The 12,946-nt window shown below is 65.8% G+C and carries 14 protein-coding genes; 8 read left to right on the top strand and 6 right to left on the bottom strand.

Features of this window, described 5'->3' with window-relative positions; genetic code table 11:
• Positions 1-22: 22 nt before the first annotated feature.
• The 4 genes from E4S58_RS02550 to E4S58_RS02535 form a co-directional block, all read right to left on the bottom strand.
• Positions 23-826, bottom strand: a complete 804-nt coding sequence (locus E4S58_RS02550; RefSeq protein WP_136634748.1) for an ABC transporter permease — start codon at positions 824-826, stop codon at positions 23-25.
• A complete protein-coding gene (locus E4S58_RS02545; RefSeq protein WP_136634747.1) occupies positions 819-1,712 on the bottom strand; it encodes an ABC transporter permease in 894 nt (297 codons plus the stop codon). Before E4S58_RS02545 ends, E4S58_RS02550 begins: the two co-directional genes overlap by 8 nt.
• Before the next feature lies 1 nt (position 1,713).
• Positions 1,714-2,775 (bottom strand): ABC transporter ATP-binding protein, encoded by a 1,062-nt coding sequence (locus E4S58_RS02540; RefSeq protein WP_136634746.1) that lies wholly within the window; start codon positions 2,773-2,775, stop codon positions 1,714-1,716.
• Positions 2,776-2,908: 133 nt separating this feature from the next.
• Positions 2,909-3,607: a CDP-alcohol phosphatidyltransferase family protein gene (locus E4S58_RS02535; protein ID WP_136634745.1), complete on the bottom strand. Its 699-nt coding sequence runs from the start codon at positions 3,605-3,607 to the stop codon at positions 2,909-2,911.
• Between E4S58_RS02535 and E4S58_RS17825 the strand changes: the two genes are divergently transcribed.
• The 7 genes from E4S58_RS17825 (at position 3,591) to ptsP (ending at position 9,616) form a co-directional block, all read left to right on the top strand.
• Entirely contained in the window at positions 3,591-3,764 is a 174-nt protein-coding gene (locus E4S58_RS17825) for a hypothetical protein (RefSeq protein WP_169052580.1), read from the top strand. The two genes, E4S58_RS02535 and E4S58_RS17825, sit on opposite strands and share 17 nt — an antisense overlap.
• Before the next feature lie 63 nt (positions 3,765-3,827).
• Complete coding sequence (locus E4S58_RS02530; RefSeq protein WP_240789437.1) at positions 3,828-4,301, top strand: NUDIX hydrolase; 474 nt, start codon at positions 3,828-3,830, stop codon at positions 4,299-4,301.
• 63 nt (positions 4,302-4,364) lie between these two features.
• Positions 4,365-4,799: a DUF1178 family protein gene (locus E4S58_RS02525; RefSeq protein ID WP_136634743.1), complete on the top strand. Its 435-nt coding sequence runs from the start codon at positions 4,365-4,367 to the stop codon at positions 4,797-4,799.
• A gap of 3 nt (positions 4,800-4,802) precedes the next feature.
• Positions 4,803-5,447, top strand: coding sequence for an SDR family NAD(P)-dependent oxidoreductase (locus E4S58_RS02520; RefSeq protein WP_136634742.1), 645 nt, complete (start codon positions 4,803-4,805; stop codon positions 5,445-5,447).
• A gap of 85 nt (positions 5,448-5,532) precedes the next feature.
• Complete coding sequence (locus E4S58_RS02515) at positions 5,533-6,768, top strand: aspartate kinase (RefSeq protein ID WP_136634741.1); 1,236 nt, start codon at positions 5,533-5,535, stop codon at positions 6,766-6,768.
• Positions 6,769-6,851: 83 nt separating this feature from the next.
• On the top strand, positions 6,852-7,232 hold the full coding sequence (locus tag E4S58_RS02510) for an SH3 domain-containing protein (RefSeq protein ID WP_136634740.1): 381 nt from the start codon (positions 6,852-6,854) through the stop codon (positions 7,230-7,232).
• A gap of 140 nt (positions 7,233-7,372) precedes the next feature.
• Positions 7,373-9,616, top strand: a complete 2,244-nt coding sequence (gene ptsP / locus E4S58_RS02505; RefSeq protein ID WP_136634739.1) for a phosphoenolpyruvate--protein phosphotransferase — start codon at positions 7,373-7,375, stop codon at positions 9,614-9,616.
• Between the two features lie 6 nt (positions 9,617-9,622).
• On the opposite strand, the gene E4S58_RS02500 is transcribed toward ptsP, so the two are convergent.
• Both E4S58_RS02500 and E4S58_RS02495 read right to left on the bottom strand, forming a co-directional pair.
• Complete coding sequence (locus E4S58_RS02500) at positions 9,623-10,156, bottom strand: adenine phosphoribosyltransferase (protein ID WP_136634738.1); 534 nt, start codon at positions 10,154-10,156, stop codon at positions 9,623-9,625.
• Between the two features lies 1 nt (position 10,157).
• Positions 10,158-11,027 carry an S-methyl-5'-thioadenosine phosphorylase gene (locus tag E4S58_RS02495; RefSeq protein ID WP_136634737.1) on the bottom strand — a complete coding sequence of 290 codons (870 nt, stop codon included), beginning with the start codon at positions 11,025-11,027 and terminating at the stop codon, positions 10,158-10,160.
• Positions 11,028-11,269: 242 nt separating this feature from the next.
• Here E4S58_RS02495 and E4S58_RS02490 point away from each other — a divergent pair, with 242 nt between their 5' ends.
• The gene (locus E4S58_RS02490; RefSeq protein ID WP_136634736.1) at positions 11,270-12,898 is read left to right on the top strand and encodes a SulP family inorganic anion transporter; all 1,629 of its coding nucleotides are present in this window, start codon (positions 11,270-11,272) and stop codon (positions 12,896-12,898) included.
• Positions 12,899-12,946 lie beyond the last annotated feature (48 nt).

Here is a 12,946-nt window from a genome sequence, read left to right as displayed (position 1 = left end):
TCCTTGTTGGTCAATCCGGGGTTCAGCCCCGTTTTCTTGTCAGCAGGAAAAAGGCCGTCAGCATCAGAACTGTCAGCACCAGCAGCGCCGTCGAGATCGCGTTGACCTCGGGCGTGACCGCGCGGCGCAGCTGACCCAGCATGTAGGTCGGCAGCGTATCCTGTCCGGCGGATTTGACGAACTCGGTGATGATAACGTCATCAAGCGAAATCACGAAGCTCAGCATCGCGCCCGCCGCGATCCCCGGCGCCATGAGCGGCAGGGTAATACGGCGGAAGGTCTGGAACGGCGTGGCATAAAGGTCGGCGGCTGCCCGTTCCAGCGTCAGGTCCATGCCTTCAAGCCGCGCCCGGATCGGCAGGTAGGCGAAGGGCACGCAAAAGGCGGAATGCGCCAGGATCAGGTAGCCCAGGCCAGTATAGCCCGTCGCCTTCTTGATCGCGGCGAAGAAGATCAGCAGCGCCACGGCGGTGACGATTTCGGGCACCATCAGCGGCTGGTTGATCATCACGTAGATGAAGGTCTGTCCCTTGAACCGCTTGCGCCGCGTGGTGCCAAGCGCGGCCAGCGTGGCCAGGGCGGACGCGATGACGGCGGCCGAGGCGGCCAGGACCAGCGACCGCACGGTTGCCTCTTTGACGAAGTCGTTTTCCCAGGCGATGGCGTACCACCGCAGCGAAAACCCACCCCAGAGCGCGACCGAATCCGACGCGTTGAAGCTGTAGATCACCATGGTCACGATCGGCATATACAGCAGCACAAAGGCCGCGATCGCGATGGTGGCAAAGCCGGGCATGGCGGCGATATTGAAGTCGCGCCTAGACATTCTGGCGACCCTCGGACGAGGTCACGCGGACATAGGCCAGAAGCGCGGTCAGCACGATCACCAGCAGCAGCATCGACAAGGCCGCGCCAAGCGGCCAGTTGCGCCCCTGGCCGAACTGTAGCTCAATAAAGTTGCCCAACATCATGTTCTTGCCGCCGCCCAGGATACGCGGGGTCACATAGGCGCCAAGCGACGGGACAAAGACCAGGATCGAGCCCGCCACGATCCCCGGCCGCACGATCGGCACGACGATCCGGCGCAGCACCTGCCAGCGCGAGGCATAGAGGTCATAGCCCGCCTCGATCAGCTTGAAATCGAACCGGTCGATGGCGGCGAACAGCGGCAGCACCATCAGCGGCAGGTAGACATAGGCCATGCCGATCAGCACCGCCGTGTCGGTATAAAGGATCTGCAGAGGGTCGTTGATCACCCCGAGCCAGAGCAGGAAAGAATTCAGCAGGCCCTGATTGCGGATGATCTCAAGAATCGCGAAGGTCCGGATCAGCAGGTTCGTCCAGAAGGGAATGGTGATCAGAAACAGCCAGGCCGCGCGGCGGTTCGGCGGTTGCGTGGCGATGAACCAGGCCATCGGGAAGCCGACCACGAAGGTCGCGAGCGTGGTCAGCAGCGACAGTTTCAGCGACCGCCAGAAGATCGTCAGATGCGCATCGGCGGCCGACACCGTGTCGTCGAAGATGTCGCGTTCAAAGAAGACGCGGAACCAGGCTTCGGTGGTGAAGGTCCATTCCACGCCCGAGAAATCGCCGGGTGTGAGAAAGGAATAGATCACCACGATCAGCAGCGGGCCCGCCGCCCCGACGGCCAGAAGGATCAGCGCCGGGGCAGACAGCAGCCATCCGTTCCTGGCGGATTGCGACAGGGCCATGTCAGTCCCCCTCCAGCACCTGCACCGATCCGGGTACGGGTGACAGGCGCAGCGTCTCTCCGATGCTCAGCCCGACATCGCCCGAGGGCGGAGACTGCAGGCGCGCCACGATCTCGGTCCCGTCCTTCAGCTGCAGATGGCAGTGCGTGTCGGTGCCGAAATAGACCGTCTGGGTCAGCCGCGCCTCAAGTGCGCCCTCCGGGTCGATCCGGATCTGTTCGGGCCGGATGGCCAGCGTCACCTCACCCTGCCCCGTGGCCTCCGGCACGTCGAGCATTTCGCCCGACGGCAGCCGCACCCGACCCGCCTCAAGCGTGCCGGTCAGAAAGTTCGTCTCTCCGATGAAATCGGCGACAAAGCGGTTCACGGGGCCGTTGTAGATTTCGCGCGGTCCGCCGACCTGCTGAAGCTTGCCTGCCCGCATCACGCCGATGCGGTCGGACATGGTCAGCGCCTCTTCCTGGTCGTGGGTGACGAAGACGAAGGTGATGCCGGTTTCGGTCTGCAACCGCTTGAGTTCCAGCTGCATCTCCTTGCGCAGCTTCAGATCAAGCGCCGACAGCGGTTCGTCCAGCAGCAACACCTCTGGCCCCGGGGCCAGCGCACGGGCCAGCGCCACCCGCTGCTGCTGCCCGCCCGACAGCATCGCGGGCTTGCGGTCGGCCATCTGGTCCAGCCGGACAAGGGCCAGCATCTCTTCGACCCGGGCGGCGGTTTCGGCCTTGGGTCGGCCCAGCATCTCAAGCCCGAAGGCGATATTGGCGGCGACCGACAGGTGCGGGAACAGCGCATAGCTCTGAAAGACGGTGTTCACCTTGCGCTTGTTCGGCGGAATGTCGGTGATGTCCTGCCCGGACAGCAGGATCTGACCGGACGTCGGGGTTTCAAACCCGGCGATCAGGCGCAACAGCGTGGTCTTGCCGCAGCCCGATGGCCCGAGGAGGGTGAAGAATTCGCCCTTCCGGATGGTCAGCGACACGTCGTCCAGCGCCTTCACGACGGACTGGCCCGACCCGTAATGTCGCGCCGCGTTCCTGGCTTCTACAGCTGCTTGATCTGTCAATGCACACCCCCGCCGACCTACTAGAGCGCAGGGCGGGATTTACTTCAAGCCTGTCGTTTTGCCCTGGGTGTCGCGCCAGGGGTCATCGCCGATTGTGCAAAAATGTCGGGCACTTGCGGGGTACGGCCCCGGATCAGCGGGCGAGTCTGTCCAGGATCTGCTGCGCGATCCCGGCGCCCAGAAGGTAAAGGCTGGTGGCGAAAAGGCCGACCTGGACGACGTGCCCGGGATCGAAATGCGCGACCGAAGCCCAGGCCCCGAAGACGGTCCAGAGCACGGCGATCGGCAGCGACAGGCGCCGCCAGCGGACGGTGCGTGTCGGATGGATGAACTTGAGAGGCAGGAACATCGCCACCGACAGCACGAGGATCAGCGTCATGATCGTCCAGGTCGGCGGTTCGGTCGCAAAAAGCACAAGGATCATCATGTTCCAACAGCCGGGGAAGCCCTGGAAACTGTTGTCGGTCATCTTCATCCAGTTGCCGGCGAAATACAGCCCGCTGGTCAGGGTGATCCAGAACAGCGCACCCCAGGCCCAGATGCCGGGCAGGATGCCGGACTGGAACAGCGCGTAGGCCGGGATGAACACGTAGGTCAGGTAGTCGATGATCAGGTCCAGCAGCGCGCCGTCGATATGCGGCGCGTGGGTCCGCACGTCGTACTTTCGCGCCAGCGGCCCGTCGATGCCATCAACGGCGAAGGCGACGACCAGCCACAGGAACATGTTTCCCCAACGCCCGTCCACCGCGGCAAGCAGGGCGAGCATGGCGAAAACGGCACCGGTGGCCGTCAGAAGATGGACCGAGAAGGCCCTGATGACGGAAGACGACATTAATCCGTCTTACCGCATTCGGGCCGAAATGGAAGGGCAAGCGGTGCGCGGGGCGGCGTTTCGCGCCGCCGCGACGGGCTGCAACGCCAGTCGTGCCACGGTTGATCTGCGGTTTCATTTGTGCGGATCGGCGTTTGCAATATATTTACAAGGGTGACCGACACTCGGGCCCTGCCCCTGTCCGGTCCCGACGTCCCTGCCCCGCCCTGCGAGGTCCTGCTTGAGCTTTCTGAACCGCACATCCACCCCACGGGAATTCCGCAAGCTGGACGAGTCCTCGATCCGCGAACAATACGCGGCGCTGTGCTACCGGGTCGTCAACGACAAGATCCGCATCCTGCTGATCACCAGCCGCGGCACCAAGCGGTGGATCGTGCCCAAGGGCTGGCCGATGGCGGGCAAGCACCCGCATGAGGCCGCGCTGACCGAGGCCGCGGAAGAGGCCGGTGTGATCGGGCGCGTCCAGAAAGATCCGATCGGGCATTACACCTATTTCAAGCTGCTGGACGACGGGCACCAGATCCCTTGCGTGGGCACCCTGTTTCCCGTGCACGTCCGGCTTCTGCGCGCCGAATATCCCGAGGCGAACGAACGCGACCGGAAATGGTTCAGCCGCAAGAAGGCCGCCAAGAAGGTGGACGAGCCCGAGCTGGCGGCGCTGATCCGCACCTTCGATCCGCGTGGGCTGGACTGACATCGGCTTGCATCGGCTCGTATCGCGACTATGTAATGTGTCAGTCTTGCGAACAGGTTATCGATGATCCAGTTCAGCCTCAGATGTGACCGGGACCACCGGTTCGACAGCTGGTTTCAGTCCGCCTCGGCCTTCGACACGCTGAAGGCCCAGGGCATGGTGACCTGCGCGATATGCGGGTCGGACAGCGTGGAAAAGGCCGTGATGGCCCCGCGTGTCACGACTGGCCGCAAGAAGGCCACCCCCGACACACCCCGCCCGCTGTCCGAGCCTGCCTCGCCCGCCGAACAGGCGCTGCGCGAGCTGCGCAAGAAGATCGAGGCCGAGTCGGATTACGTCGGCAAGGATTTCGTCCGCGAGGCGCGGCGCATCCACGACGGAGAGGCCGAGGCGCGCCAGATCCATGGCGAGGCCCGGCTGGAGGATGCCAGGCAGCTTCTGGAAGACGGCGTGCCCGTCATGCCGCTGCCCTTCGCGACGAACAGAAAGGCGAACTGAGACATGCGGATCGTGATCACCGGCGCCAGCCGGGGTATCGGCGCGGAACTGGCGGCGCGCTATGCGGCGCGCGGCGACGAGGTCATCGGAACCTCGACCCGGGGCGGCACCCTTCTGCCGCTGGACCTAAGCCAGGCGGCACCGGATTTCGCCCCGCTTCTGACGGCCGTCGCAGGTGGGCCCGTCGACCTGCTGATCTGCAATGCGGGCGTCTACCTCGACAAGGGGCATGGCCTTGAAGACGGCTTCGGCGCGGATCTCTGGGCGCGGTCGATGGCGGTGAACGTGGCGGGGCCCTTCCTGACGGTTCAGGCGCTGCTACCCGCGCTGCGGCAATCGCAATCGGCCAGGGTTGCGGTCATCGCCTCGGCCATGGGCAGCCAGGCGAGGGCGCCCGGCGGGTCCTATACCTATCGCGCGTCCAAGGCGGCGGCGGTCAACGTCGCGCGCAACCTGGCGCAGGACCTTAAGGGCGCGGTCGCGGTCGGCGCCTATCACCCGGGCTGGGTCCGCACCGACATGGGCGGATCGGGCGCCGACATCAGCGTCGAGGCTTCGGCCCAGGGCCTCATGGCGCGGTTTGACGCCCTGTCGCCCGCAACCTCGGGCTGTTTCGAATCCTACGACGGCACCCCCGTCCCCTTCTGATACCCGTGCCGTGACGGCAATTGGCAGTCTTGCGCTTTCCCGCCGACCTCACTAAACCGCCGCGGAACAAGGTTGGGGAGCGTTCATGCCCGTTCTCGTGATGAAATTTGGCGGCACGTCAGTCGCCACGCTGGACCGCATCAAGCGCGCCGCCAAGCGCGTCGGTGTCGAGGTCGCGAAGGGCTATGACGTGATCGTCATCGTCTCGGCCATGTCCGGCAAGACCAACGAACTGGTCGGCTGGGTCAACGAGACCTCGAAATTCTACGATGCACGCGAATACGATGCGGTGGTGTCCTCGGGCGAGAATGTCACCGCAGGCCTGATGGCGCTGACTTTGCAGGAAATGGACGTGCCCGCGCGGTCCTGGCAGGGCTGGCAGGTGCCGCTGAAGACGAACAACGCGCACAGCTCGGCCCGGATCGAAGAGATCCCGACTGACAACATCAATGCGAAATTCGCAGAAGGCATGAAGGTGGCCGTGGTCGCGGGCTTCCAGGGCATCAGCCCCGAAGGCCGGATCACCACGCTTGGCCGGGGCGGGTCCGACACGACCGCCGTCGCCTTTGCCGCGGCCTTCGGTGCGGAACGCTGCGACATCTACACCGACGTGGACGGGGTCTATACCACCGACCCGCGGATCACCGACAAGGCCCGCAAGCTCGACAAGATCGCCTTCGAGGAAATGCTGGAACTGGCCTCGCTTGGCGCCAAGGTCCTGCAGACCCGGTCGGTCGAACTTGCCATGCGGTTCGGGGTACGGCTGCGGGTGCTGTCGTCCTTCGAGGAACAATCTGATGAAGCCGGCACGCTGGTCTGTGCCGAGGAGGAAATCATGGAAAACCGTCCGGTTTCGGGTATCGCCTATTCGCGCGACGAGGCGAAGATGACCCTCATCTCGGTCGCCGACCGCCCCGGCATTGCCGCCGCGATCTTCGGCCCGCTGGCCGAGGCCGGCATCAACGTCGACATGATCATCCAGAACATCGCCGAGGAAGGTCGCACCGACATGACCTTCTCGTGCCCTGTCGATCAGGTCGCGCGGGCCGAAAAGGCGCTGAACGCGGCAAAGGATGCCGATCAGATCAACTTCCATGATCTCATCGCGGACACCAACGTCGCCAAGGTCTCGGCCGTGGGCATCGGCATGCGGTCGCAGTCGGGCGTCGCAGCGCAGATGTTCAAGACGCTGTCGGACGAAGGCGTCAACATCAAGGTCATCGCCACCTCCGAGATCAAGATCTCGGTCCTGATCGACCGGAAGTACATGGAGCTGGCCGTTCAGGCGCTTCACGACACCTTCGAGCTGGAAAAGGCCTGACCGGCCAGTCTGTCCTTGGGGCATTCGCAGAATCGGATCTAGGATGGGGGCATTGATTGCCCCCTTTTCCTTGTGAGGTCCCGATGCGCCGGTTTGCCCTGTCCACCCTGATCGCCCTGACGCCGCTGATGGCCCATGCCAACCAGTTGGACGTGCCGATCACCGAAAACCCCTATCGCGACTGCGAAGCCGCCTGGTACCAGATCGGACAGGTCCACGGCCTCAAGGCCGGCGGCGACGGGTTCCTGTCGGTGCGGTCCGGGCCGGGGTCGAATTTCCGCAAGCTGGACGAAGTGCACAACGGTGACCGGCTTGAGATCTACGAGAAGCGCGGGGATTGGTACGGCGTTGTCTACCGGTCGAACGGCGAGGACTTTGGCTGTTCCACCACGCCGCGCGCCCTGCCCTACACGTTCAAGGGCTGGGTTCACGGAAACTGGGTCAAGGTGCTGGACATCGGCTAGGGATCGCCCGCCGATCGGTCAGGACATGCCCAAGCCCGCGACACTCGCGCCCAACCGGGCGGCGCAAGGTCAGAACCATTTGGCATTGCCGCCTCTTCTGGTCTAAGCAACACCAGAGGAAAGGGACGCTGATCCGCGACATGACGCATGACTTCCAGACCGACAGCCGCTCCATGCTGGCCCGGCTCCGCACGGCGATGGCCGAAGAGGCGGCCGGTCAGGCAAGGCTCGACAAGATCACCCACCTGATCGCCGATTCGATGCGGACCGAGGTGTGTTCGGTCTATCTGTTCCGCGATTCCGAAACGCTTGAACTCTGCGCGACCGAGGGCCTGAAGGCTGAAGCCGTCCACCAGACCCGGATGCGGCTGGGCGAAGGCCTGGTCGGTCGCGTGGCGCGCACCGGCCGCCTGATCAACACGCCCGATGCGCCGTCGGAACCGGGCTTTCGCTACATGGCCGAGACGGGCGAGGAGATCTATTCGTCCTTTGCGGGCGTGCCGATCCAGCGGCTTGGTGAAAAGCTGGGCGTCCTGGTCGTGCAGTCCAAGATCGCGCGGCGGTTTTCCGAAGACGAGATCACGCTGCTGGAAGTCGTTGCCATGGTGCTGGCCGAAATGGCCGAACTGGGCGTCTTTGTCGGCGAGGGCGCGGCCCTGTCGGCGCTGCACACCAAGCCGGTCGTCTTCCGGGGCACCACGGGCCAGGAAGGCACCGCCGAAGGCCATGTCTGGCTGCACGAGCCGCGCGTGGTCATCACCAACCCGATCGCCGAAGACCCGCACCGCGAACGCGAACGCCTGCAAGAGGCGACGGAACAGCTGCGCGATGCGGTGGACCGGATGGTCTCGGGCATCGCCGAGGACGACAAGGAACAGCTCGAGGTTCTGGAAGCCTACCGGATGTTCGCGAACTCCAAGGGCTGGATGCGCCGGATGGAGGAAGACGTCGCGCGGGGCCTGTCTGCCGAGGCGGCGGTCGAAAAGGAACAATCGACGGCCCGGGCCCGGATGGAATCGATCACCGATCCCTACCTGCGCGGCCGCCTGCATGACCTCGACGACCTGTCGAACCGCCTGCTGCGGATCCTGTCGGGCCAGGGCAAGGAAACCGGCGCCGACATGCCCGCCGATCCGATCCTCGTCGCGCGCAACATCGGCCCGGCCGAACTGCTGGACTATGGCCGGAGCCTGCGCGGCATCGTGCTCGAGGAAGGGTCGGTCGGGTCCCATGCAGCGATCGTGGCGCGGTCGCTGGCGATCCCGCTGATCATCCACGCCGACCGCGTCACGACCGAAGCGCTGAACGGCGATCACATCGTGCTGGACGGGGACAACGGCGTCGCCCACCTGCGCCCCGAGGATACCGTCGTCACGGCCTTCCGCGACAAGATGGCGATGCAGGCCAAGGCGCAGGAACGGTACGGGTCGATCCGCGACCTGCCCGCCGTGACCATGTGCGGCGAACGCGTGCACCTGATGATGAACGCGGGCCTGATGGCCGACCTGCCGTCGCTGGCGGGATCAGGGGCCGAGGGCGTGGGCCTGTTCCGGACCGAACTGCAGTTCCTGATCCGCAACCAGATGCCGCGCCGGTCCGAGCTTTCGGCGCTCTATGCCCGGGTCATGGATTCGGCTGCGGGGCGCAAGGTGGTCTTCCGTACGCTCGACATCGGGTCGGACAAGGTGCTGTCCTACATGAAGCCGACGGACGAACCCAACCCGGCGCTTGGCTGGCGCGCGATCCGGGTCGGGCTGGACAAGCCCGGCGTCATGCGGATGCAGCTTCAGGCGCTGATCCGGGCCGCCAACGGGCGCGCGCTGTCGGTCATGTTCCCCTTCGTGGCGCAATACGACGAATACCGCGCCGCGCGGGCCGAGATGGACAAGGCGATGGAGCGCGAGCGCATCCTTGGCCACCCCCTGCCCGCTTCGCTGGAAATCGGCGCCATGCTGGAAACCCCCAGCCTCGCCTATGCCCCCCGGCGGTTCTTCGAAGAGGTCGATTTCCTGTCGATCGGCGGCAATGACCTCAAGCAGTTCTTCTTTGCCGCCGACCGCGAAAACGAACGTGTCCGGCGGCGCTACGACACGCTGAACGTGTCGTTCCTGACCTTCCTGCAGGGCATCGTCGACCGCTGCGCCGACACCGGCACGACGCTCAGCTTCTGCGGCGAAGATGCCGGCCGCCCGGTCGAGGCGCTCTGCCTGGCCGCCATCGGCCTGCGCACCCTGTCGATGCGCCCCGCGTCGATCGGGCCGGTCAAGTCGCTTCTGATGCGGACGGATCTGACCGCCCTGCGCGGCGTGATCGACAAGGCGCGCGAGGACGGTCTGCAATCGGTGCGCGGCCCGGTGATGGATTTCCTGCGCGCCGACGGCTAGCGCCGGTCAGGCCCCGTCGAAGTCACACAGGGTGATCAGTGGCAGGCCCATGGCCTCAAGCCGCTTGCGGCCGCCCAGCTCGGGCAGGTCGACGATGAAGGCGCAGCCCATGATCTCTCCGCCCAGCTGACGGATCAGCTTGATCCCGGCCTCGGCCGTGCCGCCGGTCGCCAGAAGGTCGTCGACGATCAGGATGCGTTCGCCGGGGCGGATGGCGTCATCGTGGATCTCGACCCGCGCCTGACCGTATTCCAGCGTGTAATCCTGCGCGATCACGCGCCCCGGCAGTTTGCCCGCCTTGCGCACCGGAACGAACCCGGTCGACAGCTGGTGGGCGACCGCGCCGCCCAGGATGAAGCCCCGCGCCTCCAGCCCCACGACCTTGTCGATGCGCTGTCCGGCAAAGGGCGCGACCAGCTGGTCGATCGCCATGCGAAACCCGCGCGGGTCGGCAAAAAGCGTCGTGACATCGCGGAACATGATGCCCTCGTGCGGGAAATCCGGGATGGTGCGGATGTAATCCTTGACGGTCTTGCTCATCTCAGCCTCTCAATACGCGGCCGGCGACGGTGGACAACCGGTCCACCAATACCGGGTCACGCTTGTCCGGTGCCGTCATCACGGCGAACTCAAGCGCGGCGTCGCAGGCCTGGTCACAGCCCTCGGCCATCCGCCCGGGCAGCCCGGCGATCATCGCCTTGGCATGGGTCGTATTGGCGCTCAGCGTCGCGATGATCTGCGTCACGTCGACCTCGCCATGGTCGGGATGCCAGCTGTCATAGTCGGTGACCATGGCGACGGTGGCATAATGCAGCTCGGCCTCGCGGGCCAGCTTGGCCTCGGGCATGTTGGTCATGCCGATCACGTCGCACCCCCAGTGCTCGCGGTACATCCGGCTTTCGGCCAGGGTCGAAAATTGCGGCCCTTCCATCGCCAGATAGGTGCCGCCCCGGTGCACCTTCACGCCTGCCGCCTGCGCGGCCTCGGCCGCCGCCGCCCCAAGCGCGCGGCAGGTCGGATGGGCCATCGACACATGCGCCACGCAGCCCTGCGAGAAAAAGCTCTTCTCCCGGTTGACGGTGCGATCGATGAACTGGTCGACGATCACGAAATCGCCCGGCGCCATCTCTTCGCGGAACGACCCGCAGGCCGAGACCGACAGCACATGCGTCGCCCCCAGCTGCTTGAGCGCATCGATATTGGCGCGATAGGGCACATCGGTCGGGCTGTGGACATGGCCGCGTCCGTGGCGCGGCAGAAAGGCCATGCGCAGCCCGTCCAGGGTGCCCGTCAGGATCGCGTCCGACGGGTCGCCCCAGGGCGTCGTCACCCGGTGCCAGCGCGGGTCGGTCAGCCCGTCGATTTCGTAAAGGCCCGATCCGCCGATCACGGCCAGCATATGGTCTGTCATGGTGCGCTCCCTCGGCTCCACCCGATGCCCCGTTGTGACCCGCCCCGGCGCCAAGGACAAGCCACCGCCGCCGCCTTCTTCTGGTCGGAAATTCCTCGGGGTCCGGGGCAGCGCCCCGGTCGCGGCGTGCCATATGCGCATCGGCTTGGCCTGCCAGCGCCCCATGCCCCCCGCCGGGGTTGCTGCACTGCGGCCCATCCGCTATCCCGCGCTCAACCCCAAGATCCCCCAAAAGGCTTCCGATGTCCCGATCCCCCCTGGCCGCGTTCACCGACCGCATCACCCTGCCCGACCTGCGCCTCTCGCCGGGCGAACCCATGACCCCTTCGCGCATCCGGATCGAGCTGCTGTCGGGCCTGACCGTCGCGCTCGCCCTGGTGCCCGAGGCGGTGGCCTTTGCCTTCGTGGCGGGGGTGCACCCGCTGGTCGGCCTCTACGCGGCCTTCATGGTGGGCCTGATCACCGCGGTCTTCGGCGGACGTCCGGGCATGATCTCGGGCGCGACGGGGGCGCTGGCGGTCGTGATGGTGGCGCTGGTGGCGGAACACGGCGTGGAATACCTCTTCGCGACCGTGGTGCTGATGGGCATCCTGCAGGTTTTCGCGGGCGTGATGAGATGGGGCAAGTTCATCCGGCTGGTGCCGCACCCGGTCATGCTGGGCTTCGTCAACGGGCTGGCCATCGTGATCTTCCTGGCGCAGCTGACCCAGTTCAAGGTGCCAGGCACGGTCGAAAACACCGGCCACGGCGCGGGCGGAGGGGCCTGGCTGTCGGGCGGCCCCCTGGCGCTGATGCTGGCGCTGGTCGCGGCGACCATGGCGATCATATGGGTCATGCCCCGGATCACCAAGGTCATCCCCGCGCCCCTGGCGGGCATCGGCATCATCGCTGCCATCGTCATCGCCTTCGGGCTGGACGTGCCGCGCGTGGGCGACATGGCCTCGATCGAAGGCGGCCTGCCCCCCTTCCACATCCCCATGGTGCCGCTGACCTGGGAGACCTTCGAGATCATCCTGCCCTACGCCGTGATCCTGGCCGCGATCGGTCTGATTGAATCGCTGCTGACGCTCAACCTGGTCGGAGAGATGACCAACCAGCGCGGCGGCGCCAGCCAGGAATGCGTGGCGCAGGGCGCGGCGAACATCGTGACCGGCTTCTTCGGCGGCATGGGCGGCTGCGCCATGATCGGACAGTCGATGATCAACGTGAAATCCGGCGGACGGACGCGGATCGCGGGGATCGCGGCGGCGCTGTTCCTGCTTGCGTTCATCCTCTTCGCCTCACCGCTGATCGAACAGATCCCGCTGGCGGCGCTGGTCGGCGTGATGTTCATGGTGGTGATCGGCACCTTCGCGTGGAATTCGCTGCGCATCCTGGCGCGGGTGCCGCTGACGGATGCGGTGGTGATCGTTCTGGTGACGGGTGTGACGGTTTATGCCGACCTCGCGGTGGCGGTGGTCGTGGGGGTCATCGTCTCGGCCCTCGCCTATGCCTGGAACAACGCCCGGCGCATCCACGCCAAGACCTATGCCACGCCCGAGGGCGCCAAGGTCTACCAGGTGCAGGGGCCGCTTTTCTTCGGGTCGTCCGACGGGTTCGTGGAGCTTTTCGACGTGAAGACCGACCCGGGCCTCGTGATCGTCGACTTCGCCGACAGCCGGGTGGTCGATCAGTCCGCCCTGCAGGCGATCGAAGCCGTGGCGATCAAGTACGAGGCGGCAGGCAAGAAGATTCAGTTGCGCCACCTGAGCCGCGACTGTCACCGGCTGCTCAAGAAGGCCGGGCACCTGATGGTCGACAGCGCCGATGACCCGGACTATGGGCTGGCGGTCGATTACGACGTGCGGACCGGGATCCTGGGCGGTCACTGACCCCGGGGCTCTGACACGAAAACCCCCGCCCGGTGTGAAGCCGGGCGG

Source organism: Pseudooceanicola onchidii (assembly GCF_004959925.1).
In the GTDB taxonomy this organism is placed as follows: domain Bacteria; phylum Pseudomonadota; class Alphaproteobacteria; order Rhodobacterales; family Rhodobacteraceae; genus Pseudooceanicola; species Pseudooceanicola onchidii.
The sequence above is the reverse complement of the archived record's forward strand: the minus strand, read 5'-3'. Positions and strand labels throughout refer to the sequence as shown.

Bases quoted from the DNA above. Each gene is read 5' to 3' on its own strand.
- E4S58_RS02550 (WP_136634748.1), bottom strand. From the start codon at position 826: ATGTCTAGGCGCGACTTCAATATCGCCGCCATGCCCGGCTTTGCCACC.
- E4S58_RS02545 (WP_136634747.1), bottom strand. From the start codon at position 1,712: ATGGCCCTGTCGCAATCCGCCAGGAACGGATGGCTGCTGTCTGCCCCG.
- E4S58_RS17825 (WP_169052580.1), top strand. From the start codon at position 3,591: ATGACGGAAGACGACATTAATCCGTCTTACCGCATTCGGGCCGAAATG.
- E4S58_RS02535 (WP_136634745.1), bottom strand. From the start codon at position 3,607: ATGTCGTCTTCCGTCATCAGGGCCTTCTCGGTCCATCTTCTGACGGCC.
- E4S58_RS02525 (WP_136634743.1), top strand. From the start codon at position 4,365: ATGATCCAGTTCAGCCTCAGATGTGACCGGGACCACCGGTTCGACAGC.
- E4S58_RS02520 (WP_136634742.1), top strand. From the start codon at position 4,803: ATGCGGATCGTGATCACCGGCGCCAGCCGGGGTATCGGCGCGGAACTG.
- E4S58_RS02515 (WP_136634741.1), top strand. From the start codon at position 5,533: ATGCCCGTTCTCGTGATGAAATTTGGCGGCACGTCAGTCGCCACGCTG.
- E4S58_RS02510 (WP_136634740.1), top strand. From the start codon at position 6,852: ATGCGCCGGTTTGCCCTGTCCACCCTGATCGCCCTGACGCCGCTGATG.
- ptsP (WP_136634739.1), top strand. From the start codon at position 7,373: ATGACGCATGACTTCCAGACCGACAGCCGCTCCATGCTGGCCCGGCTC.
- E4S58_RS02500 (WP_136634738.1), bottom strand. From the start codon at position 10,156: ATGAGCAAGACCGTCAAGGATTACATCCGCACCATCCCGGATTTCCCG.
- E4S58_RS02495 (WP_136634737.1), bottom strand. From the start codon at position 11,027: ATGACAGACCATATGCTGGCCGTGATCGGCGGATCGGGCCTTTACGAA.
- E4S58_RS02490 (WP_136634736.1), top strand. From the start codon at position 11,270: ATGTCCCGATCCCCCCTGGCCGCGTTCACCGACCGCATCACCCTGCCC.